Genomic DNA, 25163 nt, shown 5'->3' on the forward strand with positions numbered 1-25163 from the left:
TTCGAAGACGACTACCTTCGTGGCTGGGTACCCCCGCCCTGGAGGTCCTTGGTGTACACGTCGTTGGCTTCCTTGAAGGACTTCCTGTCGCCTATGTCCATGAAGGAGCCCTCGACCTTGACCGCGTAGATGCGTGCCCCCTTCGACCCCGCCTCCTTGAACGCGTCGTTCATTTCATAGATCTTCCCCGGGGTGATGAACTTCAGGAACTCCTTCTCCATGATGTAACACCCGACGTTGATGTACCCGGATATGGTAGGCTTCTCCTTCCACTCCACCAGCCTGCCGTCCTTGTCGGTCTCCATGAAGCCGTACTTCAGCTCGGTGCTGTACTTCATCAGGACCATAGTGGCGGCCGCCTTCTTCTTCGCATGGAAGTCGACCGCCTTCCCGAGGTCGAAGTCCAGGAGCTGGTCACCATAGATGCAGACGAACCTCCCCCTGACCTTCGGCTCGGCCGCCTTCAGCTGTCCCGCCGTCCCGAGGGGACGCGGCGAGGTCGCGTAAGTGATCCGCATCCCCCACTCTTTGCCGGAACCGAAATAATCCTGCAGCATCTTACCGAGATACCCTGTGGACACCACTACGTCGGTGATCCCCCCCTTCTTCAGCCACTCGAGGATGTGCTCCATTATGGGCTTCGGGCCCACCGGGAGCATCGGCTTGGGGAGGAGGAAGGTGTACGGCCGGAGCCTCGTCCCGAGGCCGCCGGCGAGAATCACTGCCTGCAGTTTATTGTCCTTCAGCGGGCCCTCCTCTTGGGGCGAGGCTCGCGACTTCGTCCTTATACGCTTCATCAGTCCCTGATAGGATGCACGGGTCCACGACGAGCCCCCTCACCCCCAGGGCGACGGCCCCGGCGATGTCCGAGCGGGCGAGCTTCTTCTGGGTCCGGAGGAGGACCGGCCTGGCCGAGAGCCGGGCTATCACCCCCAGGGTCGCGTAGTCGAGGGCGCTGAAAGGGGCGCCGCGCAGCTGGTGGGGGACGGTCGCCACGTCCAATGCCTCCACCCCTTCGATCTCGGAGAGCTGCCTGACCTGCTCCAGTATGTACCCTGTGGCTATGGCGGTGATCTTCTTCACCCGAGTGTCGGAGAGGACGAAGGTGGGCATCTGATGGGCGTACATCTCCACGAAGCTGAACGAGCTCGACATTATCCTCTCCCAGTACTCCTCCGTGAGGAGCCGCGCCCCCCCGACGAAGATGCCGCAGGGGACTGAGACCGTCGAGATCACGTCGTTGATGTAGACGTCGTGCAGGTCATAGCTGCCGAAGTGGTTCGGCGACGAGTTTTCGTCCCCCTCGACGTTGAGCATGACGGCGTCGGCGCCCCCCTCGACCGCCTGGACCGCCAAGGAGGTGCTGTTCTTCGGAAGGCTGGCGATGACGGAGTAGTCCCTCCCCTGAGACACGACCTCCAGCGGCCTTCGCAGCTGGCCTACCGACTCCATCTGCCACGGTCCGACGCCTTCGGGGCCTTAGAAGAGAACTGCTCAAATGTGTGCAACCCTTTGATATGTCCGTTTTAACCAGCCGGCTCGAGCACAGGATCCTTCCTATCGGTGAGCGCCCGGGCTCACCGGGACAGCGGGGCGCCGCAGCTCGCGCAGCGCCTCGGGGAGGAGCCAGTCACCGTCACTCCCGAACCTGGCGCGACAGTCGTCCCGCAGCCGGGTCTTTTGCCCCCCGTCCTCTTCTTGTAGTTCAGATGGGCGCCGCGCTAGCTAGGTCCGACCGTCAGTTCGCAGTGATGCGTCGCTGGGTCCACCTTCGTATCGTAGATGTTGAACACTGACGACCTCTTGCAACTGGGGCATCGAAAGTACCTGGACTTGCCCAGCCGGACCGCTGAGAATGAGCCGCCAAGGACCCACCTGTAGTCGAACTCGACCCCGCACTTCTTGCACTTGAGGTGCGAGGTCTGGACCACCCTTGGCATCGTTCCTCTCTATCCCAGGTCAGCTAAAAAGTCCCTCCCCTAAGGAGTGCATTGCAGGCTGGCCCGATGGCCCTCGAGGGGCGCGCGTCAGGCCGTGACCCAGACCGTCAGGCCCAGGACCAGGAAGATCACGGTCAGGTACGGGCTAGTCAGCTTGAACAGGGTCCAGGCGGTCTTGCTGCTCTGGGTCATGGCGAGCCTGGCGCTGTAGACGAGGACCATCCCCCCGAGGACGAGGGCTGTGAGCGTGTAGAAGATGCTGACCCCCGGGGTGAAGAGGAAGATGGCGACCGAGAAGACGGTGAGGAGCGCGCTCGTCCCGGCGACGCAGACGGACGCGACCCGGTCCCCGAAGACCACTGGGAGCATCGGGACCTTGGCAGCTTCATAGTCGTCCCTGTTGAAGATGGCGAGGCTCCAGATGTGCGTGGGTATCCAGACTATGACCAGGGCAGACATGTAGAGGGCCAGGGGCGTGACCGCGCCCGCCACAGCCGTATACCCTACGAGCACCGGCATCCCGCCGGATATCCCGCCAAGGATTATGTTCAGCCAGCTTCTGCGCTTCAGCAGGAGCGAATAGACGACTATGTTGTCGATCAGCCCGAACAGCATGAACCCCGCGGAGACCGCGTTGATGAGGAAGAGGGGGACGAGGACGGAGGGGACGGCCATGACAAGGCCGAAGATCAGGGCGCTCCGGGGCCTGATCCTCCCGGATGGGATGGCGCGCTTCATCGTCCGCTTCATCATCCCGTCTATGTCTCTGTCGTGATAGTTGGTCAGGACCTCAGCCGACGCGCTCCCCAGGACCAAGGCGCCTATACCGGAGGCGAGCAGCCCGGGCGAGAGTGTGGCCCCGGGCGTGACCTTGAAAGCTACGAGCATGGCTATGGCCCCGGTGAACACGAGGAGCCCCCAGATGCGGGGCTTCGTCAGCCGCCAGTAGTCCATCAGGTGGTCCTTGACGGGCACAAGTGGCCCCGGACGACGCCGTCAGAAAAACGTTCGCTCGGGCGCTGCTGCGCCGGCTGGCACTCCCGCTGCTCACGCTGTTCTGCGAAGACTAGATCAGGCCGATCGCGTAGCCAGCGGCTACCCGGTCCTCCCCTTTGCCGCCTTCTCCCTGGAGACCTCCTCCGCCCCCTTCCCTTTCTTCAGGGTGATCTCCCCTTCCGAGACGTAGAGGACTATCTCGTCCCCTTCCTTCCAGTCGAACCCTTCGACTATCGGCCTCGGAAGGGTCACCCTCAAGCTGTTCCCTGTCTTGCCCAGGATCACCCGGAAGATGAGCGGCAACGGGGCCGCCAGTAATTACGTAAATAAAAACGTGAGTTTGTCAATTTTCAACACACCGGAGGTCAACTCTGCTTCCTCGTAGTCGATAAATCACTTCGGTTAATACACAGGTGCTAACGTGTCTTCCACAACACGGATAAGTCAGGTCCTGAGCAGGCCTTTCCGCTGGGAGGATGTCGGCATAGACCTTTTCGACATGGAAGGTGCCCCCGACGGAACCTAAGGACCAGGACGGGACGGGGGACGCGCTCGCGGAGCTCGCGAGGGCGGCGGAAGAAGACCTGTTGCGGGAACGCGAAGCGAGAGCCCCGGACGAGGGGGAGCTTATCGAGAGCCCTCTGGACGTGACGTTCGTCCTGGTAGTCCCCGGATACAGGAGGGGAGACATCGCAGTGTACGCCGAGCAGGAGCGCCTGAAGGTGGAGTCATACGACTTCAAGATAGTCAAGTGCATGGGGAGCCCCATAGACCCGACAACGGCCCGCTCGACCTACGTCAACGGGGTCCTCTCCGTCCGGGTCGACAAGAGGATCTGACGAGAGCGCGGTTTAATTACCGCCGCGAACTGTTCTGCTCCATGACGGTGTACGATAACCGCCGCGAGCTCTCGTCGGCTGAAGGGTTCGACGAGATCTTCGAGATGGTGAAGGCGGCCACTGAGCGGTCCCTCAGGATGCACCGGGCGGGGCTGACTCTCGTGCTCGGGGACATCCCCAACTCAGTGGGGGCGTATCACGAGATGGGATCCAACGCCATTGTGATGAACAGGAATCTGCTCCGGATCGTGGAGAAGCTCTCGAGGTCGAGAAAGAAGAGGAACGCGTACGTGTTCATGATACTCCTGCACGAGTACCTGCACAGCCTGGGGTACTCCAGCGACAGGCAGGTGAGGGACCTCGGGAAGCAGATAACAGACGGGTTCCTGGGGAAGCACATGGCCGGAGAGATGGCCGTGAGACCCTTGGACCAGTTCTTCCCCGACCTCGGGAAGTTCGCGGGATTCAGGGACCAGGGGGAGTACCAGACGGTGAGCAGGTTCGACTCTTCCAGCACCCCGTACATCGGCTGACCCGTGCAACGTGTAAATACGCTGCGACAGGCCGCCCCTCGGACGCCTGGTGCCTCTTCAATTCGGCCTGGTTGCCCTTGATATCATAGTATCTTGGATCAGGATGATACTCGCCCTCGGGCTGAGCATCGTCTTCGCCCTCACAGTAGGCATCCTGGCGGCGAGGAACAAGAGGGCGGAAGGGGTGATACTCCCGCTCCTGGACATATTCCAGTCCATCCCCATCCTGGGGTTCTTCCCCTTCGTCATAGTTGCCATCTACGGCCCTCCGGGGTTCGCGCTGCACAACTTCATCGGGGCGAACGTCGCCGTCATCGTCCTCATATTCACGAGCATGTCCTGGAACATAGCCTTCGGTGTGTACGAGTCGGTGAAGGCGATCCCCCAAGACTACGCTGACCTCCTCAACGTGTCCCAAGCCAGCTCCTGGCAGAGGATCAGGAGCCTCTACATCCCGGCCTCCATGAGCAGGATCGCCTACAACACCCAGATCTCGTGGGCGGTGGGGCTCTTCTTCCTGGTGGCCAGCGAGATCATCAGCTCGGGCTCGACCAGCATCCCGGTGGGGTACGGCATAGGGGTCGCGGTGTCTGAGTTCGTCTTTCCCACCTTCGACTACGCCAACTACGTCCTTCTCGTGGCAGGCATCGTGGTGGCCGTCGTCATCTGGAGGTTCCTCTTCCTCAGGGAGTTCGCCCTCTGGTCGGAGAAGTACAAGATGATGGAGGAGCCGAGGGAGGTCAGGCGGGACCCTGTCCTGAGGTTCTACTCGTGGGTCAGCCACCGAAGCGTGTCGAAGCTCTTCCTGATAGGCCAGGGGAGGGGGGTGACGCGGTTCACCTCATCCATCGCCAGGTTCAGGAAGGGACTGAGGTACGCGGTCCTGATATTTCTGGGGCTGTTCTTCCTGGTCGTGGCGGCGGCCATAGGGTCTTCCGGGGGCCTCGGAGCCATCTCCATCCCCTCGCCTTCGTACCTCGTCTCGCGAGAGCTGTTCGTGATCTACAACCTGGCCGTGTCCTTCGTCCGCGTCTGGTTCGTGGTGGCCATCTGCGTCGCCATCGGGCTCCCCCTCGGCATAGTGGTGTCGCTGAACTTCAAGCTCTACGACACGGTGTCGCCGCTGCTGGAGGTCATCTCCTCGATCCCGGCCCCGATCCTCCTCCCGGCCATCCTCCTCATCCCCCTGATCGGGAGGAACCCGGAGGCCGTGGCGGATCTCGTGATACTCCTCTCGGTGTTCTGGTACATAGTCTTCAACGTGATGGCGGGGGTCAGGACCCTCCCCGCCGACATGAAGGAGCTCCCCCGGGTTTACAGGGTCGGGAGGACGTCGGCCTGGAGGAACGTCTACATCCCGAGCGCGATAACCGCCCTGGTCACCGGGGCGATTACCGCTGTGGGCGGAGCCTGGAACGCGCTGATCGTGGCCGAGTACTTCCAGCTGGACCCGTCCAGCCCTCCGCTCTCCCAGGTCCAGTCGGGGATCGGGAAGGTCATCACGATAGCTACCAACAAGGGGGACAACCTCACCCTCTTCCTAGCGGTGTCAACCATGACCGTGCTGATAGTGGGTTTCAACCTCACGGTCTGGCGGAGGCTGTACAACCGCGCCACGAGGCGCTACACTTACAACAGGTAGAGGCCCGCTACTTTTCGGTCCCGCGCTGCCGTCGGCCCCGCCTCTCCCTCGCCGACTCGGCCAAGGCGACCGCGTCGAAGGCTACGACCGCAGCCCCCAGGAAGAGCGACCACGTCGGGAAGTAGGCCGGGCTAGATGCAGACTGCGACGGGGCCGAGACGGTGAACGTCGATGACTGGGACACGATGACGTTGTGCCCCTTGTCATAGGAGGCGGAGACGGTGTAGCTCCCAAGGGGGAAGGCGGACGAGCCTGCGACGCCTTTGAAGAGCGTAGTGGTCGCGTTCGGCGCGACGTGGGCGGTCCCTGAGCCAGAGTTTGCGCCGCTGTAAGACCACTGCACTTCCTGCTGGCAGGCGGCCTCGGCCGTGGCCAAGATCGACGCGCCGGTCAGATAGGTCCCGGTCGGAAGCGAGAGGGTGACATCGCACCCGGTGGACGTGGTCGAGGTCTGTACCGAAGTGGTCGTGCTGGTGGTCGAGGAAGCGCTCGAGGTGGTGGAGGTGGACGCCGTGGTCGACGTCGTCGAGGTAGTTGTGGTGGTCGTCGAGGAGGTGGTGGAGACGGCGACAGAACTGGTGGTGCTCTTGACAGCGGTGGTCGACGTCGTCGAGGTGGTGGAGGTGGTGTTCGAGGTGGAGCTCGTTTCAGTGGTGGAGGTTGTGGTCGTCGTCGTTGTCGTCGTGGGGGGCGAGGTCCCTCCTCCCTCCGAACGGGTGGAGGTCGTACTTGACCGCGTGGTAAGAGCCGCCGCAGTAGAGCTCGACGTCGAAGACGTGGAAACGGTCGAAGCGATAGTCGAAGTCGTCGAGACCGCTGGCGCGTGGGCGTAGGGGCCCTGGGTGAAGCCGCTCGCGGCAGACCCGGCGTAGGGGACCACGATCCCTGACACGACCACTACGACTGTGAGCACGTTCACGCCGATGATGACGTGCGTCGGGAGCATGAGCTTCATTTGACCCCTCTGGTCGCCTCCCAAGTCTCGGTCGCGAGGAGGGTCACGATGAGCACGTTCACGAGCATCCCGGCCGCCGCTATCCCGGGCGCGAAGGTGGTCCCGATGCCGCTCCATACCATCCCTATGATCGACGCGACTATCCCTACGTAGACCCCCTTGATCCAGTGAATCTCCGACCAGAGCAGGGCCGCGGACGCCACGTAGATCACTCCCAGGACGAGCAGGACGATCCCGAATCCGCCTAGAAGCCCCCTAGACACGCCGTTCCCTGTCGAGAGGTTGACCAGGAACGTCCCCTGGAGGGCGCCGGGGCTGGTCACGATCGCGGTCCCGACGGATATCGAGAAGACCGCAGCCACGGCGCAGACGAGGGCGGCCACGACGGTCGGGCCCTTGAAGAGGAAGCTGTTTTTTATCGCATCGTTCCTTCTTTTCTCGTTTTCTTCTTCCAAATGTCAGTTTTCCCTGTAAGACGGTTGCGGGTGATTCTTCCTATGTAGATATGCCTTACCTCTCGCTCGAGTGTAAGCGGGGCCGGCGCATCGGTCCAGTCCCCGGGCGGCCGCGATATGCGTATATCCGCTGGAAATCGGAGCCGCCTGTTTGCCTCAGGGGCAGGTCCAAGTGGCAAGAGGAGACACCGTAGTCACCGTCGACCATGTGAGCCTCGATTATCACAAGGAGAAGGAGGCGCTGCCTGTCCTGACGGACGTCTCGCTCAAGGCCGGGAAAGACGAGCTGGTGGCGATCACCGGGCCCTCCGGCTGCGGGAAGTCGACGCTGCTCAGGATAGTGTCCGGGCTCATACGGCCGACGTCGGGGACGGTGAAGGTCCTTGACTCTGAGGTCACCGGCCCGAGAGACGACATAGCGATGGTATTCCAGAACTTCGTCCTCCTCCCTTGGAGGACCGCCCTGGAGAACGTCATGTTCGGTCTCACTTCTAAGAAGGAGCTCACCGAGGTACAGAAGCAGGAGCGGGCCCAGAAGGCCCTGGACGTGGCCGGCCTTACGGGGTTCGAAAGCGTCTATCCGGGGGAGCTTTCCGGGGGGATGAAGCAGAGGGTGGGGGTGGCCAGGGCGCTGGCTACCGAGCCGAAGGTCATGCTCATGGACGAGCCGTTCAGCTCCCTCGACGACCTCACCGCGGAGAGGCTCAGGAAGGAGACATACACCCTCCTGATCAACCCGCAGACCTCCGTCCAGTCGGTCATCCTCGTGAGCCACAACGTAGAGGAGATCATCGAGCTCGCGGACAAGGTGGTGGTCCTATCCGGCCGGCCGGCCCACGTGGTCGGCGAGCTCACCGTCGACATCCCCAGGCCGAGGAACAAGAAGTCGGACGAGTTCTTCCAGTGGGTGGACAAGGTCTATGCGCTCCTTTCGTGAGCGGGCGCCGTTGCTTAAATCAGAGGCCCGCGGTGCCTGGCGCTGGTCCTGATTGGCTGACATTTCCCGCCCCCTTCCTACGGCCCTGATGATGCCGGGGTACGTCAGGGGCGGACAGGTGATCAGTCTCGTGGAGATCACCGGGAGCATCGGCGACAAGATAGACATCCCCAAGCTGGCCGACGAGATGGGGGCGGACGTCTCGGTCCTCCTCCCCATCCTGGACGCCGCCGAGATGCTGGGGCTGGTCCGCGTGGAGAAGGGGGACGTAAAGCTCACCGAGCTCGGGCTCAAGTTCCAGAAGACCACCAAAAACAAGCTGACGACGCTGAAAGACAGGATCGCCACCATCGAGCCCTTCCGGACGGCGCTGGAACTCGCCAGAGGGAGGTCGGTCACCACGGCGGAGGTGGCGGAGGCCCTGGGAGAGTCCGGGCTGAAGTGGCACTACCAGCCCGAGATCAACGAGTCGGTCATACGGACCCTCCTCATCCACTGGTCCATCTACGCGGGGCTCTTGAAGTACAACGGGAAGACGGGCAGATTCCAGCGCGCCTAGCCGCCGAAGCGGTGCGCGAAGGTCCCTCCGGCGACCGTCCCGACTATCCCCACCTTCCTGAACAGGGCGGGGTGCAGCCCGGCCACGGCCGAATCGAAGACGGTGAAGTCGGCGGCCTCCCCCTCGCCGAACCCCGGGGCGTCGAACCCGTTCGACCGGGCGCTGTCCGTGTACAGCCTGAAGGCGCTCGTGAGTTCGAGGGCCTCGTCAGGGACGGAGCCCCCCCTGGTCATGGCGGCCCACATCCCCAGGACCGGGCTCAGGGACTCGACGGGGGAGTCGGAGCTCCCCGATACGGTCAGCCCCGCTTGCAGCATGGAGCGGAACGGATAGAGGTCTTTCACGCGGTCTTCTCCCAGCCTTTCTGCCGCCCAGGTGTCGGACGTCACGAAGCAGGGCTGGACGGCGGCCCTTATCGAGTGCTTCGCCATCTTGGACCTCAGGTCACTGGGGAGGAGCGCCGCGTGCTCTATGCGGTGGCGCCTTGGGTTGCTCGCCCCCGCCACGGCCCCTAGCGCTTCCGCCGCCTGCTCGACCGCCCTGTCACCGATGGCGTGGACGATGGCCTGGTAGCCGAGGGAGTCCGCCCGCTCCACCAGGGCGCCGAGCTCCTCGTCGCTGTACCTGAGGAGGCCGCTGGTCTCGGGGGCGTCGGCGTAGGGCGCCCTGAGGGCGGCGGTCCTCGCGCCGAGGGAGCCGTCCGTGTAGATCTTCACCCCGTTCAAGCGCACCTTGTCTCCAGACAGCTTTTCCGCGAGTCCCTGCTCCCGCACGAACTCGAGAGACTCGGGGGGGACGTAGACCCGGTAGCGGAGCGCCAGCCTCGACTCGGAAGCCAGCGCGGACAGCGCCTGCAGCTCGTCGCGGTATCCGTCGGGGGAGACGATGCAGTGCAACCCTGTGAGGCCGAGCCTGGCGGCTTCCGCGTCGACGGCCTGGAGGTCTGCAGCCGCCTTCTCCGGGGTGCTCGGGATGCTCCCATAGACATCGGTCAGTGCGTTCTCCTTGACGATCCCGGTCAGCCCGCCCGCCGCGTCTCTCTCATACTCCGGACCAGACCTGGAGCCGAACCCGAGCCTTCGGAGCGCCTCGCTGTTGAGGAGGGCGACGTGCCCGCAGACCCTGGAGAGTGCGACGGGGTTGGCAGGGGAGACGTCGTCGATGTCGCGCCTGGTTGGCATCTTCCTGTCGGGGAACGTCTCCTGGTCCCACCCCATGCCGACCACCCACTCTCCCGGGGAGGATCTCATGACCCCCGCTTGGACCCTGAGCCGGATTCCGGTGACGTTGCTCGTCCCCCTCAGGTCGACGGTGCGCTTGAGCCTGCCGTACTCGAAGGGGTGGCAGTGGGTGTCGACCAGCCCGGGGACCACCGTCCCCCCGCTGGCGTCCAGGACCGCCGTGTCGGAGGGGACGTCCGGCTCCCCGCCGGTGTACAACCGGACCACCCTTCCCTGCTCGCAGTAGACTCCTCCCGCCGTCGAGTCCAGGAAGGTGCAGTTGCGGACGAGGAGCCCCTTCAACCCAGCACCCTCCTGGCGAAGGCGGCCGAAGACGACCTCGACCGCGACGCGGCCAGCATCCTGAGGTCGTCCGGAGAGTCGATGTCAGACATCACCCCTTGCGCGGTGCAGACCCCCACGGTGAGCCCCATGGCCGCTGCGGAAGAGAGATGGTTCCAGAAGCTGTTGCTGTCGTAGCTCAGCGGGAGTGCGACGCTCCGAGGAAAGAGGAGCGCGTTGGTGCCGTCGAAGGCGGCCGACGGCGCGATCACGACCTCCGCCCCGCCTTCGCGGAGGGCGACTATCCGTCGGAGGTCTGACGCCTGCAGGAACGGTAGGTCGGTGGGGAGGACGAGTATCTGAGGGGCCGCGGACGCCCCGATCCCTGCGCTCACCGCGCCGTTGACCCCCGTGTCGGCCGTCTCCCTCACCGCCCTGGCTCCGAGGGACCCTGCTAGGCGGATGGCTCCGTCGTCGGAGGACACCACGAACGTAGACCCCGCAAGCCCGGCGTCCCTGAGGGCGGCCATTACCTCCTCGAGGAAGAGCAGGGCGAGTTCCCTCCTTTCGCCTTCCGCGAGGACCCCAGAGAGCCTGGACTTGCCCGAGGGCTTCACAGGGACTATCACCGCGAGCTGGCTCAGGCCTCCAGCACCTCGCGCGCGAGCCTAGCCTCGCCTTCGGGCCCCGCCATCCTGGTCTCTCCGAGGCGGCACTCGACACCCAGGGCCTCGATCCGTGGCTTGAGACCGGCGTCCGCGTCTGAGACGAGGAGGGACCCTGCCACCCCAGCGTAGAGCCGGGCCACCCCGAGGGAGTCCGGCCTTTTCCCCGTCGCTCTCATCAGCTTGCCGGCGGGGCCGCTGAAGGGCGCGCTCCCTATCAAGGGGGACACGGCGACCACCCGGCGGCTCGAGGAGAGCGCCTCCCTGAAGCCAGGGACCGCAAGCATGGGGCCGATGCTGGTGATGGGGTTCGCGGGGCACATCACGACGCGGTCAGCCCTCTTGACTGCGTCCGCCACCTGCCGGGTGGGGCGGGCGCTGCGCGCCCCCCTGTAGGAGACCCGATGGACCCGGGGCCTCCCGCGGTCCCTGACCCAGAACTCCTGGAGGCCCAGGTCTCCCTTCGGGGTCGAGACGGTGGTGCGCACAGGCTCGTCGCAGGCGGGGAGCACCCGGGGCTCTGCGCCCAGCGCCCTCCTGATCTTGTCCGTGGCCTCTGTGAGTGTGAGCCCTCGCCTCAGCATGTCGGTCCGGGCCAGGCAGGTGGCAAGGTCGCGGTCCCCGAGCCTGAACCAGGTCTCCACGCCGAGCTTCGAAGCCGCCTCGAGGAAGCGGAATGTGTCCCCCTCGAGCCCCCACCCCCTGGAAGCGTCGGCGACCCCTGCGACCGTGTAGCAGGCGATGTCAACGTCCGGGCAGACGTAGGCCCCGTAGACCCAGGCGTTGTCTCCGACGTTCGCAACGACGGTGAGGTCGACCTCGAGCCTCTGCAGCCCCCGGATGAGCTTCGCAGACCCCGTGCCTCCGGCGAGTGCGACCACGCGCAATCTCTCACCGGAACAGGTCCCTCTCGCGAGGCATGACCAGCGCTCTGGCGCCGGCGTCTCCCCTGACGTAAGACGCGCCCCTTACGACCGCCGCCGGGATTCCCCTCAGCTTCCCCGTGGCGAGCTCGGCGGCCCCGGCGATCTCGTCCACGACCGCAGGTTCGGTCACCCTCAGCCTGTAGCCGAACCTGTCCTTCTTCCCTGCGTAGCTCACGAGAGGAGAGATCCCGGAGCACCCTATCGCCATGTCCGTCTGCCCCAGCCTCCAGGGGCGGCCGAATGTGTCTGTCACCAGGACCGCCAGTTCGGCGCCGCTCCCTTTCTCGAGCGCCGCTCGGATCTTCCTGGCGCTCCTGTCGGGGTCGGTCGGGAGGAGCGCCACCATCCCTGGTCCGACGTTGGACTGGTCCACCCCCGAGTTGGCGCAGACGAACCCCTGCTTGGTCCTGGTGATGATCACTCCGTGCCCTGACCGGACCACCTCGGAAGCTTCTCGGAGGACGAGCTCCACCAGCCTGGGGTCCTTCCCCTCCGTTTTGGCGAGCCGGACGGCCCTCTGGCGTGGCTTAACCTCTGAGAGGATGACCACCCTCCCTTCCGACTTCGAGACCACCTTCTGTTTCACCACGACGACGTCGTGCTTCAGGAGCGGGATCCCGGCTCTCCGGAGCGCCTCGAGGACAACCGCTCCGAGGTCGTCCCCCGCCCTCACTTCGGGGATGCCCGGGATGGGGATGACCTCTATGCGATTCAACTTCCCGGCCGGGCGACTTCCAGGGGGCGATAAAGCCTCTTCCGCGGGAGAGGAATTTTAAGGGGCCCGGAGCGGCTCCGAAACCTGATGCCGACGAGGGAAGACGTGCTCAATGCGCTGGCCGGGGTGAAGGACCCGGAGCTGGGGAAGGACTTGGTCACCCTGCACATGGTCGACGGGGTCGAGGTCGTCGGAGGGAAAGTCACGTTCACGCTCAACCTAACCACCCCCGCGTGCCCGCTGAGAACCAGGCTCGAGGAGGCTGCGAAGGCCGCCGTGGCGGGGGTACCGGGGGTGGAAGCGGTGGAGATGAGGACAGGCTCCACGGTGTACGCGACGAGAAACTACTCGGAGGCGGAGGTCCTCCGCGGGGTCAAGAACGTGATAGCCGTGGCGAGCGGGAAGGGAGGGGTGGGGAAGTCGACGATCGCCGTCAACCTCTCTTGCGCGCTGGCGTCGTCGGGGGCGAAGGTGGGGATACTGGACGCGGACGTCTACGGCCCCAACATCCCCCTGATGATGGGGGTGAAGGCCTCCCCTGAGGTCAGGGACGACAAGGTGGTCCCTCCCATGGCCCACGGCGTCAAGGTCGCTTCGCTCGGGTTCTTCTACAACGAGGAGACCCCGGTCATCTGGAGGGGGCCGCTGGTGGCGGGAGCGGTGAAGCAGCTCCTGACGCAGGTCGAGTGGGGAGAGCTGGACTACCTCGTGGTGGACCTTCCGCCAGGGACGGGAGACGCGAGCCTGACCCTCGCCCAGACGGTCCCTCTAGGAGGGATACTCATAGTCACCACCCCCCAGGACGCGGCCCTCAACATCGCGGCCAAGGCGCTCGCCATGTTCAAGCGTCTCAACGTCCCCATCCTCGGAGTGGTGGAGAACATGAGCTACTTCGTCTGCCCGCACTGCGGAGAAAGGACCGAGGTCTTCGCATCCGGCGGGGGGAAGAAGATAGCAGCGGAAAGGGAGGTGCAGTACCTCGGGGAGATCCCGCTGGCTGTAGCGATACGGGAACATTCTGACCGGGGAGACCCGGTCGCATCTGCCGCCCCAGACTCACCCGAAGCCCTAGTCTACAGGGACCTAGCCTACAAGGTCGCCGGGATGCTCAGCATCGTGGCCTTCGCCCAGTCGAAGAGATGAACCCCGGAGAGGAAGACCCCGCGGCCAAGGCGGAACGCAGGAAGAAGGCGCGGAGGAGGAGGCGCGGGCCCTATCGAAAGTCCTGGTCGCCCTGACAGAGCGCCTGCGCTGCGGGGGTCCCCGTCTTCTCGGCCGGCTAGCCGTTCCAGGGCTGGTCAGCGGACCGCGACCGCGTCTATCTCCACCCTGGCCCCCTTGGGGAGGGAGGCGACCTGGACGGTCGACCTGGCCGGGTAGGGGGGCGCGAAGTGCTTCCCGTACTCCTCGTTCATCTGCGCGAACTCTGCGAGGTCGACCATGAACACGGTCGTTTTCACCACGTTTTCCATCTTCAGCCCGTCTGCCGCAAGCACCTCGCCCAGGTTCGAGAGGGCCCTCTTCGTCTGCGCCACTATCCCGGGGTCAAGGCTTCCGCTCTGTGGGTCCGCGCCGACCTGGCCCGAGCAGTAGACGGCTCCGGCTTCCACCGCCTGAGAATAGGGCCCGATGGGGGCCGGTGCCCCTTTCGACCTGACCTCTCGCTTCATGGGCGAGAGGAGGAGCCCGAGGGGATAAATCAGTTGCGCGGCGTCAGAGTATGCGCCTGAGCTCCGTGTATATGTCGTCCTCGCCGTCGTATTCGACCGTCTCCTTGCGGTCCATCTGGGCCAGCATGCGTGAGATGGTTTTTCCCTTCTTCGCGACCAGGACAATCTTCTTCCCGGCGATGTAGGCGGCCATCAGCTCCATGCCGACCCCGACGCTCGGCTCCGTGACGTCGGCCACGATGACGTCTGACCCCTCGGCGGCCTTCTTGTCACGCTGGAAGACGTCGACGGCCCCTTTCCTGCTGGTTTCCAGGGGGCCGAGGACCCACGGAGAGGTGACCGTGTGCCCGGAGTCCGTGATCGCATTCGCCATGAGCCGGGCCCTCCCGAGCGCCCTGTTGGCGATCATGGGCACAGAAAGATAGACTTTCAACGGCACCCGGGCGCAAGACAGCACGCCGACTTAAGGTCGCCCTTGTCCGCCGAGAGGCACCGCTCCAGGCGCGCTATCTGGTTAACCTGAGTTGAGGGGGACGGGTCGCGTTCTTCACCGGCTCGTGTGGGCACTTCACGGGGATGTGCGCATAGCAATAGCTGGCGTTGCACACATGGCACGTGTAGTAGTACCCGATGCCGAGCTTCCGACCGCAGACCCCGCACCCGGGGGTGGCCGCCTGTTCCGTGCTCGTGTACATGCTCGAGCCTCCCGAAACATGAATAATCCCCTCACTTTTAAGTCAATGTATTGTAATTTCAGAGAATATTGTGGGGGACATGTGAAAGTGTGGTCAGCGACGATTAACGTCTCACCGTATGAAAGGTGAATTGACTGAGGGCAAGGTCAGCGCTTGTACCCTATCTTCCGCAGGAGCCCGCGGCGCTCTTCCCTGTCGTCCGGCCCCTCCTCCCCCTTCAGGTACCCTCCGTCGATCACCCCGAGGACCCCTCTCCCCTTCCCCGAGTCGCCGACGACCACGGTGACTGGGTTCGCTGTCGCGCAGAACACGCCCGCCACTTCTTCCACCTGCTTCACCCTGTTGAGCACGTTAATCGGATAGGCGCCGGCGAGGACGACGCAGAAGACGTGGCCGGCGCCCACCCTGCGGGCGACCTCGACGGCGGTGCGGACGCAGCCGCCGTCCGACCCGTCAGACCTGACAAGAGACTTCCCAGAAGCTTCGCAGAAGGCAACGCCGAACCTGATGCCGGGCATCGAAGTCGCCAGCGTCTCGTACATGTCTTCCACCGTCTTGATGAAGTGGGCCTGGCCGAGGACCAGCTGATGCCCTTCAGGGACGGAAATGTCCACCTCCTCGATTTTCAAGCGTCCGCGCGTCTGCTCCGCGGTTTCAAATCCTTTCCCTCCGTGTCCGTGGGCAGGGGCCCCGGACCCTAGGGCGCGTTATAAGCGGACCCCGGGCTCTCTGGACGTTGTCGGGGGTCCGTCAGCTCTTCGGGAAGGGAGGGGATCAGGGGCATGCCGGGACGCAGGGGGACAGGGCGGGGCCCCAGGAAGAGATCTCCGGGGTCCTGGACACCTACAGGGTCCCGGCCGGGGGCAAGCCCGACTCTTCGGCCGAGGTCTTCGTGGTCGACGAGGAGGGGGCGGGGAGGTACCTCGTAAGGACCCCGAAGCTGAGCCCCGAAGAGGCGAGGGTGCTTGAGCTCCTCAGGGTCAACCTGCTGGACTCCATCCCTGCAGACGCGACGGGGACCGCGCGCGAGGTGGTGGGGGACTACGTCTGGCGGACCGCCGAAGGCGAAGGGCTCACAGGAGTGGTCCAGGAGTCCCACGACAAACTGCTCTATTATCTGATGCGGGAGTTTTCAGGGTTCTGGGAGGTCGACCCGCTGATGGAGGACGACAAGCTGGAGGAGATCTCGGTCACCCGGTACGACAGGCCCGTGAGGGTCCTCCACAGGGACTTCTCGGAATACATGTGGATCGAGACCGACGTCGTCTACCCCTCGGAGGAGAGGCTCCAGGCGTTCGTGAGGAGGCTGGCTCAGCTGGGCGGGACCACCGTCTCCCTCGCTCAGCCCGCCCTGGAGGTCACCCTTCACGGGAGGTCGGACAGAAGGGTCACCGCCACCCTGGGAGACGAGATATCCAGGCCGGGGTCCACCTACGCCATACGGAAACAGAAGGAGTCCCCCATCACGCTCGCGCAGCTTGCCGCTCCCGAGCACGCGCGCTGGCCGCCCCGGGGTCCCGAGGGAGGGAGGACCGAGCCCAGGGCCGCCTACGACGAGGTCCACTCCCACAAGACGCTGTCCGTGCTGATGGCCGCCTACTTCTGGCTCCTCCTCGAGAGGACGACCAACGTGGTCCTCGCTGGAGAGACTAACTCAGGGAAGACCACTTTGATGAACGCGATACTCGCCCTGGCCAACCCGAAGTGCAAGATAGTGACCGCCGAGGACGTGCTCGAGATCAGCCTCCCTGACCACCTGCACTGGCAGCGGCTCAAGACGAGGTCTTTCCGAGCGGGTCTTTCTCCGCTGTCCGGAAGGTACGAGTACGGCCTCCCCGAGCTCCTGAAGCTCGCGCTGCGGTTCTCCCCGACCATCCTCAGCCTGGGCGAGATGCGCGGAGAAGAGTCGGAGACCGTCGCCGCAGCCATAACCCTCGGCTTCTCCACGATGACCACGATTCACGCCGAGAACGCGGAGAGGTGCGTCCAGAGGCTGACGACCCCGCCCATGAAGTTCTCCGAGGGGCACGTGAGGGACCTGACCGCCATAGCGACCCTGCGGAAGGTGGTCCTCCAGGACGGCAGGGTAGTGCGCAGGGTCGTGAGCGTCGACGAGGTGAAGCCGTCGGGGTCGTCTGAGCACGAGATAGTCAACGTCTTCCGGTACGACCCGGCCACAGACTCCTTCTTCCCTACCACACCGGCGGAGGTCCTCGACAGGTCGTTCCGCCTCAACGAGATAGCCGAGAGCTACGGCTGGTCCCCCTCGGCCGTCCAGGCGAGCCTGGAGGTGAGGGCGGCCCGCATCGCGGGGCAGATAGCGGGAGGCGACCTGAACCCCCAGGCGCTGTCCAAGATGGTGAGGGACTTCGCCGTGGAAGAGTCCGAGCACGGTGGAGGGGCGCGGTGGAAGTCGTAGCGGGGGAGGAGCGGAGCGGGCCGGCCCGCAGGCTGGTCCTCCGGAGGTCCCGGAGGTTCGCCGAGCTCCTCAGGCGGTCCGGCCAGGTCGGGGACCCGGTCGCCCTGGCAGGGGGTTCGGCCCGCGCCTCCTTGAAAGCGGCTCTGGTGGCCGTCCCTCTCTCCGTGGCCGGAGCGCTCCTCGTCTCCCCCTGGCTCGCCATCGGGTGCGCGGCCCCCCTCATGTTCTACGCGGCCCCGGAGCTCAGGCTCCGGGACCAGGTCGCGGCTAGGAGAGAAGGGGTCGAGAGGGAGCTCCCCTTCTTCTCGGTCATGGTGGGGGTGATGGGAGGGGCCGGGGTCCCCTTGTACTCGATCCTCAAGGGGGTCATCAGGAGCGACATCTTCCCGGCAATGCGCAAGGAGGCGCAGCTTGTGAGGCGCGACGTGGAGATCTTCGGCATGAACCCCAACGACTCCGTCGACAGGCTCGCGGCGCGACACCCTTCCGCCCGGCTCAGGAGCTTCCTGCTGGGGTACACGAGCAAAGCCCGGAGCGGCGGGGACGTCGCAGCGTACCTCACCTCGGAGAGCGGGAACCTCCTGCGAGGGCTGGAGGACGGGTGGGCGAGATATGTGGCCAGGGTGGGGATAGTGGGGAGCATGATGATCACCATGTTCGGGGTGGTCCCGCTCCTCCTGATGGTGGTGGGTGTCTTCTCCCCGGCCTTCTCCATGGTCGGGCTCGTATTCTTCACAGGGGTCGGGGTCCCGGTGTTCACCATGGCCCTCCTCTACCTTGCGGGCCGGATGCAGCCCACCCCTGGCGAGCCGCTGAAGGGGAAGGCGCTGAGGAGCCTCGCCGTAGCCCTCCCCTTCTCGGCGGCCGGGTACCTCGCAGGGGCCCCCTGGGCGTCGGCGGCGTTGGTCCTCTTCGTCTTCTTCGCAGCCTACGGGCTGTCGGTGAGGGAGCAGATCGCGGAGGGCAGAGCCCTGGAGGAAGGCCTGTCGAAGTTCCTCGGGGATCTCCTTGAGTACAAGAAGCAGGACTACGACCTTTCGAGGGCGGTCATCGCTATCGAGTCCCAGGGAGGGCACGACCGCGCCTTCGGAGCGGTGCTTTCGAAGGTCGCGGCGATGCTGAGATCAGGGGTCCCCCTGGACGAGGTGAGGGTGGAGTGCAGGAGCGCGCTGGGGAGGCTGGCGTTCCTGCTGCTCGGGGAGATGAGTCGGTCAGGGGGCGGGACAGTGGACACGGTCTTCCAGGTCTCCAACTTCTCGGACAGGATGATCCAGATGAGGAGGAACGCTGCCGACGAGGTGAAGCCGTACCTCGCCCTCTCCTACGTGTCCCCCCTGCTGCTCGCATTCGGGGTCACGTTCGTCGGCGGAGTGCTGTCTTCGTTCGGGAACAGGCTCCGCACCGGGGTGCAGGGGGTGCACATAGGAGGGTTCCAGTTCGGCGCGGTCCCTCCGGGGCTCTCTCAGGTCTCGGACCTGCTGATAGTCGTGTCTGCCGCTTCCCTCGGGCTGATCGGGGCCAAGATAATGGACCTGACGGTGAGGAACACGCTCAGGGCGTCGGTCAACGTGGCGCTGGCGGTGGGGGCCGTGGCCCTCATGGCCGCGCTGGGCTCACATTCTGCCCAGGGACTCTTCCACATCTGACCTGGCCGGGTTGGGCGTTAAATCGTCCCGGACGCCTGTCGGGCGTTGAAAATCACAAAGCGACGCAGAGCCATATCTCAGAGCATGGACCTAATCTGTATAGCGGCCTACAGTCGCCTAAAGATACAATCGGGCACACAAAACCGACCCGAAGACGCTGGACTCAACAAGAACGCGTCCAACGCGTCAAGAACATCAGCAAAGCACGCTGGAGGACAGACTACGACAAAAACCAACTCGTTGAATCAGACCCAGCCTTCAAGCACTATCTCGACTCTCACTCTACTGACATGAGCTCCGCGTCAATCTCCCAGGCCAGAAGCGGAACAAGAAAGTTCCTTGAACACCTGGGGATTCAGATAACCCCAACGTGCCTCTCCGAACTCATCATCAAGACGCGAAAGGAGCACCGGGAAGACAACTTCTCGCTAGACGCGAACCTCCAGAGGTTTGGCAAACTCCAACCACAAACCCATTCCAAATGGGGCTCATACGTCAAACAGGTATTCAAAACGAACGCCTGCCCTCTAACAGCAACAATGCCGGAGCAGAAGGCGAAGAAGACAAAACGCATCAGCGCGGGGATACTCAAAACCGTCTACGACAGCCTACCCCGCGACGAGCTACGCCTCATCTGCGACCTCCTCGCCTTCGTCCCTGAAAGGCTAATGGCCGTCTGTGCCTACACTCCCATATCAGCATGGGAAGACTTCAACGACAAATACACCATAATCCGCTTCGACTCCGAAGCCTGCAAAGTCGCCTATGACCACATCGGGATACTCCCAAAACCTCTCGCCGACAAAATCCGAGAATACACAAAACAAACAGGAAGATATCCCGGCCCTCCATTCCCCAACGCATCCACTCTCTGGCGAGAGATAACAAAATTCACGCTGGAGAAATTCGGAATCAGACTAACGTCCTCCTACCTCCGGAAAGAATACACAGCCAAAGCAAAGAAGACGCCCATGCCTCCCAACGACTGGGACTTCCTCGCCGGCCACAAACAAAAAATCGGACACCAAGCTCATCACTACGACCCAGAAGACGACCCAGACCTCATAAGGGAATACGACCGTTACCTAGCGCCCTACCTGGGCCTCTGGAACACCAGAGACCCTGACGAAACAAAAGACCCGTTCAAGACCTCACCGGAACTTGAACAACTACGGAAAGAGAACCTCGAGCTTAAGGAACAAATCCTCAAGCTCACCAAACTGCTCACGGAGAGACTACAAACTCCGTGAGCTACCCTATTCTTTAGACTTATTCACCATATGAACAGAGAATAACACCATCAACACTGCAAAAACCACTCCCTACCTGAAGCATTAAAAGCCAACCCCGGCCAACTCATGAACACTTGGTCCGACCTTGGCTCATACCGCTACTCCTCGGACTACTTTTTGGACTGACCGCCTTATACATCCCCTACCTCCCATCACAATATAGCTCAAACGTGTCCATCCAAACAAACATCCCTACCCAACCGACATTCCAGACAACTTTCATATCAACAACCGCCATCAACGCCGGAACAACCTTCTTCGGAAACCTAACTCTTCCCAACACAAGCCTTAGCTCAGGAGGATACTACGACCAATTCTACGTAGTCACCGAAGGCGACTACAACACTTGGATGCAAAGCCAATCCATCTCAAATGGCCCAGAAGGAGGATATCATGGGACAAACAGATACATCTACAACAGCATCACCAACACACTAACCTATCCCTTCCATATCAAATCAAATTCAACCTCAACCTATTACTTCGTGTTCACTGGATCCACTGGCTGTACCACGAGCACTCAAACCTACGCTCAGTCTCAAAACTGTAAACTGAATCTCTACGAATCAAGCCTCACGTGGACAGAGCCAGCGGTAACCATCCTAGGAACACTATCGCTAATCTGCCTAGTCATAGCAACAGTTACCGCAAAAAAGAACGAGTGAGCATCTCTTCCCGCCTCACCTAAACCCGTTATTCAACCCAACAAACTCCGTGAACCTCTCATTACCAAGACAAAGACCCTACGAGTCTTTAAGACACAACCTTCGCCATCCTACCACACTTGACGGTAGAATGGCACACCGAAGGAGTTCCAAGACCAATCAAATGGGCCGCAATGATAGTGATAATCGCTATCATCTACCTGGTCCTCGTCACCACAACAGCCTACCTCCTCCTGACCGTATCATGGTTCTATACCTTCTGGGCCTACGGATTATCAGCCGTAGCATCATATCTACTCACCGACTACATCCAGCACACATTCTTCGACAAAATCCGAAGAGCGTTCACTAACAAGCTACGGGTATTGAAACCAATATCATACATAGAAATGATATTCCTAACGGCAATACTAGCCTCACTGCTAAACTACAGCTTCCAAACCTCACTACAAGCACGCATAGACTTGGTACTTACAATCGGCTACCCATTACTAATCCTCTTGGGAATCATTTACTACTCCAAAGTCTACAGCAAAACTGATACGCTGTCCAACACAACAACCCAACGCTAGGGAACCCCACCCTCTGACGGGAGCCTATGGAGGGAGTTTCTCACTCTAGAAGGTCGCTCGGCCTTCGGCCTCGCTCCTACAATCCTTCAAAACCAGAGAGAGAAACAAACCCCTTCACGCTCCCACAGAGAGGCCATTCCCTAACGTTTACCTTTGGGCCAGTTCTCGCGCCAACTCCTCGACGCTAACAGGCGCTCGAAACTCACTGCACAATCGTAACAACAATACCCGCCTGTCAAATCGAGACAGCGCTTGGTCTCACCACATCGGGAGCAAACAGTTATTCTCGTGATACGGCCTCGTAAGGCTCTATCACCGTTCCACACTTAGCACAGATTACATCAGTCCCCAAAACCTGAACACCCAACCCTTGAACTTCAATGGAGTAAACCCTAACTTGAACAGCACCATTACAGCCATTAGGACAAACACGCAAAGCTAACCACCGTCCAATGACTGAGGACCTCCAAACGTCAGACGGCGATCTATCACCAAAACAGACTCACCCCGACCCAAAACATCAGCCGTCGGCATCATAGGAACTAACGCCCTCTCCATCAAGCAACCGCAAGTCGGACAGAACAACTTACGCCTCTCCTTCGCATACTCCGTCCGCTTCAGGAACTTTATCCCAAACCGTTTCATAAAAGGAGACTTCTCGGAGCAATTCCTCGGAGCTATCCAACCAGAATACGTCATCCTCTGAACTCGCTTCCGCTCAGCGAACAAAACCCTCATCCAATCCACGTCATAATCCTGAACACCATGAGCCTTCACATACGAATACACATCATGAACGGGAGAACGGAACATATAGTACAACCTATGCGTCAAATGTTCCCCTCCCTTCTCATAATGGAAATTCACGTCAACATCCCTCGCCTCCGAAGCGCCATAGCGCTTCTCTAGCTTGCTCCTCCAAAGGCTCCGCAGACGCTTAAACCCACGGTCATCCTCAAAACCAAAACGGTTGACCTTCACATCTAAAACAATCTGCTCCGCCTTATCGAAGGCAACGGAGAACAGGACCCCGTGGACATGGGGCAATGGCCCCTTACCCATCGGGTCTGATGAGCTCCAAATCTGAGGAACTTGAACAATCGCAAACTGAACGTCGCGGCCGTTGAAAGGCGAATAACCCCGGACGTACTCCTCTATCGCTTCCCTCGCCAACTTCTCAAACACCTTCATTCCCTGAGCCATAATCCTCTGTCTCAGGTCATACGGAACAGTAAACTCGTAAGCTATATAATGAACGGGCCTCCTCAAAGCCCCATAAACGGAACGAATCTTGTATCTCACATAATCAACAAGACTCTTCGTCCTGGACCTCGAACAAAACGGACAAAGCGGCTTCCTACAACCTCTTGGCTTCCAATGCCTATGAGTATCATTCCCGACACAATCATAGGCCACAGACATCGAACCACAATCCGCTATATCCTGAACTTGGGAACCAAAACCTAGAACAGACAACATCTCTCGGTAGTCAGAACGAGCAACACTCCTAACGAACTGACCCTTCTGCACAGAACGATAAAACACCGAAGAACTCTGACTCATTCCCACCTCCAAATGGTTGCTGACAAACCCTTAAAAATACAAACGTGCATCCTTTACACTCTTGTCCGCACCTTCAATGGATACAGCATACAACATCCTCAAAACACTGAGGACGCCCGCAACCACCTATCAAATCAGAAACACTTTCAAAGGGACAAACCGCACATGGCTCCAGTCCCAACTAGACGCCCTCCTTCAGAGCGGACACATCGAACTCGAAGGGGTCTCACAACACATCACTAGAAAGGAAGCATCAAGGCTGCCCTACATCTACCGAAGAACACCTCTCGGAGACCTATTCATTGAATCATACGCAAAAACCAGAAAACTCTTACGAGCTTACAACCTCGACGCAAAACGCACCCTGTAAAGACTAACAAAAAGCGAAGCCAGCAACCCTCCACCATTCCCTCTCGCTCTAACGCTACAGCGAACGGCGAGCCGCCATAAGCTCCTCACCGCTACAGTCCGAAGACTCTCTAAACTCCCTCCACTAACCAGTGGGGAACACCCATCACCGCCCATAACCACAAGGAACCTGACCGCCCTCGACAAAACAATCCATACGGAAAATTCGGCGCTCACGCACCTCCGGCGCATCGCAAGACGAGCGCCTACGGCGCCAGAAAGCGCCGAAAACCACAATGACGACAACAATCCCGCCATTACCGGATCTCTTACCAGACACCGGCGAGCAAAAGCTAACACGCCAAGACCCAACAACAACCAACACCATACACAACAACAAAGATAACAACAACAGGCGGGGCAAGTAATGACAGGAAACCACGTGGAGAACCACCCAGAGATAAGCCCCCCACCAACCTCCACCCCAGGGAGAGACCTGACGAGCGATCCTCGCCCGTCAACATCCACAACGGAAGCTAAACTCGCTTCCTAACAGTTATGGTCGGCCCGTCAGCCACCCAAACAAGAACGTCTCCCTTCTTAATTTTGTACCCATCAGCCAAAGGCTTCGGAATCACAGCCTCAAGACTGGAACCTATCTTCTGAACCTTCACTTCAAACTCAACGGGCACAAAAAACTCCGAAACTAACCTCCATATAACTTATATGTGGGCCTATATCCCAATATAGATGGAAATGACCGCCGACGCGAACGAACCAAAGGTTCTCTCCATAGAATACCTCGAAGTAGACGACCCAGACCTCATGAACGACCTAACCCTAGACGAGAACGGACTCCTCCGAGTCGAACTCGTCCAACTAGACCAACAAGAACTAGACAAACTACGAAAACAAGCAGAACAAGACGGACAACCAGACCCCTTACACAGGGGATGGGAAGACCTAGTTTGACTGCCGCCAACACCAACCCGAAAGAGCCAGATGCTATGCCTTGCCTCTTAGGACCTAAAGATAGCTGTATAGAATTGGTCTATACAGATTATGGACCTCTTCATCATCATAGCCGCCGTATTGGGAGTCGGCGGGATAGTCACAGCGTCCATCTACAACCTGATCAACAGCGCCACCTCGAACTCCAGCGTGACTGTGGTGGGGGCGTCCCTGGTCGCAGGGACGACCTCGTCGGCTGCACCGTCGGCCATGTCGGTCACCGTGAAGAACGACGGAGGGTCAATCATCCACTGCACCAACGGCGGCTGCCAGGTGGTCATCTCAGGGTCGGACACAGGCTCGACCCCGGGGACCGCTTGCACGGCGTGCATCGTCTCCTCCCCGGCCGGCTGGGCCGCCAGCGCATCAGCGAACGCCCCCCTCACCTTCGTCTTCGCCCCCACGACAGGGACCTTGGCCCCCGGAGCTCAGGCGAGCTTCCTGGTGAGCGGGCCCGTCTTCACCAGTACCACCCTCACCGGGATGCCCACGACCGGGTCCATGGTGACCCTGAACATCATCTTCGGGTCCGCGTCCACCCAGGTCACAGTCGTCGCGCAGTAGAGGGCCGAGCCATGGCCCTCTCCCCCCTTTTTCCGCTCCGCCCTGCCAGGAGGC

At 61.6% G+C, this 25163-nt stretch carries 32 protein-coding genes; 15 read left to right on the forward strand and 17 right to left on the reverse strand.

Annotated elements, in window-relative coordinates; all coding sequences use genetic code 11:
- Nucleotides 1-11 precede the first annotated feature (11 nt).
- The 5 genes from JRN21_03890 to JRN21_03910 form a co-directional block, all read right to left on the reverse strand.
- Entirely contained in the window at nucleotides 12-722 is a 711-nt protein-coding gene (locus tag JRN21_03890) for a nucleotidyltransferase family protein (GenBank protein MDG6988448.1), read from the reverse strand.
- 10 nt (nucleotides 723-732) lie between these two features.
- Nucleotides 733-1452, reverse strand: coding sequence for a hypothetical protein (locus tag JRN21_03895; protein ID MDG6988449.1), 720 nt, complete (start codon nucleotides 1450-1452; stop codon nucleotides 733-735).
- A gap of 269 nt (nucleotides 1453-1721) precedes the next feature.
- Nucleotides 1722-1940, reverse strand: a complete 219-nt coding sequence (locus JRN21_03900) for a hypothetical protein (GenBank protein ID MDG6988450.1) — start codon at nucleotides 1938-1940, stop codon at nucleotides 1722-1724.
- Between the two features lie 87 nt (nucleotides 1941-2027).
- Nucleotides 2028-2894, reverse strand: coding sequence for a heme o synthase (locus JRN21_03905; protein ID MDG6988451.1), 867 nt, complete (start codon nucleotides 2892-2894; stop codon nucleotides 2028-2030).
- Between the two features lie 141 nt (nucleotides 2895-3035).
- A complete protein-coding gene (locus JRN21_03910; GenBank protein ID MDG6988452.1) occupies nucleotides 3036-3239 on the reverse strand; it encodes an AbrB/MazE/SpoVT family DNA-binding domain-containing protein in 204 nt (67 codons plus the stop codon).
- A gap of 203 nt (nucleotides 3240-3442) precedes the next feature.
- Between JRN21_03910 and JRN21_03915 the strand changes: the two genes are divergently transcribed.
- From JRN21_03915 to JRN21_03925, 3 genes are read left to right on the forward strand one after another with little or no spacing between them, the layout of a single operon-like run.
- Nucleotides 3443-3775, forward strand: coding sequence for an Hsp20/alpha crystallin family protein (locus JRN21_03915; GenBank protein MDG6988453.1), 333 nt, complete (start codon nucleotides 3443-3445; stop codon nucleotides 3773-3775).
- Between the two features lie 41 nt (nucleotides 3776-3816).
- Nucleotides 3817-4308 carry a hypothetical protein gene (locus tag JRN21_03920; protein MDG6988454.1) on the forward strand — a complete coding sequence of 164 codons (492 nt, stop codon included), beginning with the start codon at nucleotides 3817-3819 and terminating at the stop codon, nucleotides 4306-4308.
- A 49-nt stretch (nucleotides 4309-4357) separates the two neighbouring features.
- Nucleotides 4358-5950, forward strand: a complete 1593-nt coding sequence (locus tag JRN21_03925; GenBank protein ID MDG6988455.1) for an ABC transporter permease subunit — start codon at nucleotides 4358-4360, stop codon at nucleotides 5948-5950.
- 7 nt (nucleotides 5951-5957) lie between these two features.
- Here JRN21_03925 and JRN21_03930 read toward each other — a convergent pair whose 3' ends face one another.
- Nucleotides 5958-6326 carry a hypothetical protein gene (locus JRN21_03930; GenBank protein ID MDG6988456.1) on the reverse strand — a complete coding sequence of 123 codons (369 nt, stop codon included), beginning with the start codon at nucleotides 6324-6326 and terminating at the stop codon, nucleotides 5958-5960.
- 58 nt (nucleotides 6327-6384) lie between these two features.
- Here JRN21_03930 and JRN21_03935 point away from each other — a divergent pair, with 58 nt between their 5' ends.
- Complete coding sequence (locus JRN21_03935; protein ID MDG6988457.1) at nucleotides 6385-6783, forward strand: hypothetical protein; 399 nt, start codon at nucleotides 6385-6387, stop codon at nucleotides 6781-6783.
- 118 nt (nucleotides 6784-6901) lie between these two features.
- Here JRN21_03935 and JRN21_03940 read toward each other — a convergent pair whose 3' ends face one another.
- Nucleotides 6902-7360 carry a hypothetical protein gene (locus JRN21_03940; GenBank protein ID MDG6988458.1) on the reverse strand — a complete coding sequence of 153 codons (459 nt, stop codon included), beginning with the start codon at nucleotides 7358-7360 and terminating at the stop codon, nucleotides 6902-6904.
- Between the two features lie 208 nt (nucleotides 7361-7568).
- Here JRN21_03940 and JRN21_03945 point away from each other — a divergent pair, with 208 nt between their 5' ends.
- Both JRN21_03945 and JRN21_03950 read left to right on the forward strand, forming a co-directional pair.
- Nucleotides 7569-8297 carry an ABC transporter ATP-binding protein gene (locus JRN21_03945; GenBank protein MDG6988459.1) on the forward strand — a complete coding sequence of 243 codons (729 nt, stop codon included), beginning with the start codon at nucleotides 7569-7571 and terminating at the stop codon, nucleotides 8295-8297.
- 52 nt (nucleotides 8298-8349) lie between these two features.
- A complete protein-coding gene (locus JRN21_03950; protein ID MDG6988460.1) occupies nucleotides 8350-8856 on the forward strand; it encodes an AAA-associated domain-containing protein in 507 nt (168 codons plus the stop codon).
- Here JRN21_03950 and JRN21_03955 read toward each other — a convergent pair.
- Genes JRN21_03955 through cofE form a run of 4 tightly spaced genes read right to left on the reverse strand, consistent with a single transcriptional unit; the run spans nucleotide 8853 to nucleotide 12664 of the window.
- Nucleotides 8853-10379 (reverse strand): amidohydrolase, encoded by a 1527-nt coding sequence (locus tag JRN21_03955; protein ID MDG6988461.1) that lies wholly within the window; start codon nucleotides 10377-10379, stop codon nucleotides 8853-8855. The genes JRN21_03950 and JRN21_03955 overlap by 4 nt on opposite strands.
- Nucleotides 10376-10975, reverse strand: coding sequence for a 2-phospho-L-lactate guanylyltransferase (cofC, locus tag JRN21_03960; protein ID MDG6988462.1), 600 nt, complete (start codon nucleotides 10973-10975; stop codon nucleotides 10376-10378). The genes JRN21_03955 and cofC overlap by 4 nt, the downstream gene beginning before the upstream one ends.
- Nucleotides 10976-10998: 23 nt before the next feature.
- Nucleotides 10999-11904 carry a 2-phospho-L-lactate transferase gene (locus JRN21_03965; protein ID MDG6988463.1) on the reverse strand — a complete coding sequence of 302 codons (906 nt, stop codon included), beginning with the start codon at nucleotides 11902-11904 and terminating at the stop codon, nucleotides 10999-11001.
- Between the two features lie 10 nt (nucleotides 11905-11914).
- The gene (cofE, locus tag JRN21_03970; protein ID MDG6988464.1) at nucleotides 11915-12664 is read right to left on the reverse strand and encodes a coenzyme F420-0:L-glutamate ligase; all 750 of its coding nucleotides are present in this window, start codon (nucleotides 12662-12664) and stop codon (nucleotides 11915-11917) included.
- An 87-nt stretch (nucleotides 12665-12751) separates the two neighbouring features.
- Here cofE and JRN21_03975 point away from each other — a divergent pair, with 87 nt between their 5' ends.
- Nucleotides 12752-13807 (forward strand): Mrp/NBP35 family ATP-binding protein, encoded by a 1056-nt coding sequence (locus tag JRN21_03975; protein ID MDG6988465.1) that lies wholly within the window; start codon nucleotides 12752-12754, stop codon nucleotides 13805-13807.
- Between the two features lie 155 nt (nucleotides 13808-13962).
- Here JRN21_03975 and JRN21_03980 read toward each other — a convergent pair whose 3' ends face one another.
- From JRN21_03980 to JRN21_03995, 4 genes are all read right to left on the reverse strand, one after another.
- Nucleotides 13963-14334, reverse strand: coding sequence for a reactive intermediate/imine deaminase (locus JRN21_03980; GenBank protein ID MDG6988466.1), 372 nt, complete (start codon nucleotides 14332-14334; stop codon nucleotides 13963-13965).
- 43 nt (nucleotides 14335-14377) lie between these two features.
- Nucleotides 14378-14767 carry a hypothetical protein gene (locus tag JRN21_03985; GenBank protein MDG6988467.1) on the reverse strand — a complete coding sequence of 130 codons (390 nt, stop codon included), beginning with the start codon at nucleotides 14765-14767 and terminating at the stop codon, nucleotides 14378-14380.
- A gap of 73 nt (nucleotides 14768-14840) precedes the next feature.
- Entirely contained in the window at nucleotides 14841-15029 is a 189-nt protein-coding gene (locus tag JRN21_03990) for a hypothetical protein (GenBank protein ID MDG6988468.1), read from the reverse strand.
- 146 nt (nucleotides 15030-15175) lie between these two features.
- Nucleotides 15176-15658, reverse strand: a complete 483-nt coding sequence (locus JRN21_03995; protein ID MDG6988469.1) for an adenosine-specific kinase — start codon at nucleotides 15656-15658, stop codon at nucleotides 15176-15178.
- Nucleotides 15659-15765: 107 nt separating this feature from the next.
- On the opposite strand from JRN21_03995, the gene JRN21_04000 reads away from it, so the two are divergent.
- The 5 genes from JRN21_04000 to JRN21_04020 all read left to right on the forward strand — a co-directional run bounded on the left by JRN21_04000 (nucleotide 15766) and on the right by JRN21_04020 (nucleotide 21623).
- Nucleotides 15766-17448, forward strand: a complete 1683-nt coding sequence (locus JRN21_04000; protein ID MDG6988470.1) for a type II/IV secretion system ATPase subunit — start codon at nucleotides 15766-15768, stop codon at nucleotides 17446-17448.
- The gene (locus JRN21_04005; protein MDG6988471.1) at nucleotides 17436-19094 is read left to right on the forward strand and encodes a type II secretion system F family protein; all 1659 of its coding nucleotides are present in this window, start codon (nucleotides 17436-17438) and stop codon (nucleotides 19092-19094) included. Before JRN21_04000 ends, JRN21_04005 begins: the two co-directional genes overlap by 13 nt.
- Nucleotides 19095-19384: 290 nt before the next feature.
- On the forward strand, nucleotides 19385-20344 hold the full coding sequence (locus JRN21_04010; protein MDG6988472.1) for a hypothetical protein: 960 nt from the start codon (nucleotides 19385-19387) through the stop codon (nucleotides 20342-20344).
- Between the two features lie 212 nt (nucleotides 20345-20556).
- Nucleotides 20557-21051, forward strand: a complete 495-nt coding sequence (locus JRN21_04015) for a hypothetical protein (GenBank protein MDG6988473.1) — start codon at nucleotides 20557-20559, stop codon at nucleotides 21049-21051.
- Nucleotides 21052-21170: 119 nt separating this feature from the next.
- Complete coding sequence (locus JRN21_04020) at nucleotides 21171-21623, forward strand: hypothetical protein (GenBank protein MDG6988474.1); 453 nt, start codon at nucleotides 21171-21173, stop codon at nucleotides 21621-21623.
- A 438-nt stretch (nucleotides 21624-22061) separates the two neighbouring features.
- Here the strand turns inward: JRN21_04020 and JRN21_04025 are convergent, their stop codons facing one another.
- Nucleotides 22062-22925, reverse strand: coding sequence for a hypothetical protein (locus JRN21_04025; protein MDG6988475.1), 864 nt, complete (start codon nucleotides 22923-22925; stop codon nucleotides 22062-22064).
- 322 nt (nucleotides 22926-23247) lie between these two features.
- Here JRN21_04025 and JRN21_04030 point away from each other — a divergent pair, with 322 nt between their 5' ends.
- Nucleotides 23248-23556, forward strand: a complete 309-nt coding sequence (locus JRN21_04030; GenBank protein ID MDG6988476.1) for a hypothetical protein — start codon at nucleotides 23248-23250, stop codon at nucleotides 23554-23556.
- Nucleotides 23557-24070: 514 nt separating this feature from the next.
- Here the strand turns inward: JRN21_04030 and JRN21_04035 are convergent.
- The gene (locus JRN21_04035; GenBank protein ID MDG6988477.1) at nucleotides 24071-24226 is read right to left on the reverse strand and encodes an AbrB/MazE/SpoVT family DNA-binding domain-containing protein; all 156 of its coding nucleotides are present in this window, start codon (nucleotides 24224-24226) and stop codon (nucleotides 24071-24073) included.
- Nucleotides 24227-24290: 64 nt separating this feature from the next.
- On the opposite strand from JRN21_04035, the gene JRN21_04040 reads away from it, so the two are divergent.
- Nucleotides 24291-24506 (forward strand): hypothetical protein, encoded by a 216-nt coding sequence (locus JRN21_04040; protein ID MDG6988478.1) that lies wholly within the window; start codon nucleotides 24291-24293, stop codon nucleotides 24504-24506.
- A gap of 90 nt (nucleotides 24507-24596) precedes the next feature.
- A complete protein-coding gene (locus JRN21_04045; protein MDG6988479.1) occupies nucleotides 24597-25109 on the forward strand; it encodes a hypothetical protein in 513 nt (170 codons plus the stop codon).
- Nucleotides 25110-25163 lie beyond the last annotated feature (54 nt).

The sequence above is a fragment of the Nitrososphaerota archaeon genome (genome assembly GCA_029785825.1).
Classification (GTDB): domain Archaea; phylum Thermoproteota; class Nitrososphaeria; order Nitrososphaerales; family Gagatemarchaeaceae; genus UBA183.

Coding starts and splice junctions, on each gene's coding strand:
- JRN21_03900 (MDG6988450.1), bottom strand. CDS start 1,940: ATGCCAAGGGTGGTCCAGACCTCGCACCTCAAGTGCAAGAAGTGCGGG.
- JRN21_03990 (MDG6988468.1), bottom strand. CDS start 15,029: ATGTACACGAGCACGGAACAGGCGGCCACCCCCGGGTGCGGGGTCTGC.
- JRN21_03975 (MDG6988465.1), top strand. CDS start 12,752: ATGCCGACGAGGGAAGACGTGCTCAATGCGCTGGCCGGGGTGAAGGAC.
- JRN21_03895 (MDG6988449.1), bottom strand. CDS start 1,452: ATGGAGTCGGTAGGCCAGCTGCGAAGGCCGCTGGAGGTCGTGTCTCAG.
- JRN21_03905 (MDG6988451.1), bottom strand. CDS start 2,894: ATGGACTACTGGCGGCTGACGAAGCCCCGCATCTGGGGGCTCCTCGTG.
- JRN21_04010 (MDG6988472.1), top strand. CDS start 19,385: ATGAGCTCCGCGTCAATCTCCCAGGCCAGAAGCGGAACAAGAAAGTTC.
- JRN21_04040 (MDG6988478.1), top strand. CDS start 24,291: ATGACCGCCGACGCGAACGAACCAAAGGTTCTCTCCATAGAATACCTC.
- JRN21_03980 (MDG6988466.1), bottom strand. CDS start 14,334: ATGAAGCGAGAGGTCAGGTCGAAAGGGGCACCGGCCCCCATCGGGCCC.
- JRN21_03920 (MDG6988454.1), top strand. CDS start 3,817: ATGACGGTGTACGATAACCGCCGCGAGCTCTCGTCGGCTGAAGGGTTC.
- JRN21_04045 (MDG6988479.1), top strand. CDS start 24,597: ATGGACCTCTTCATCATCATAGCCGCCGTATTGGGAGTCGGCGGGATA.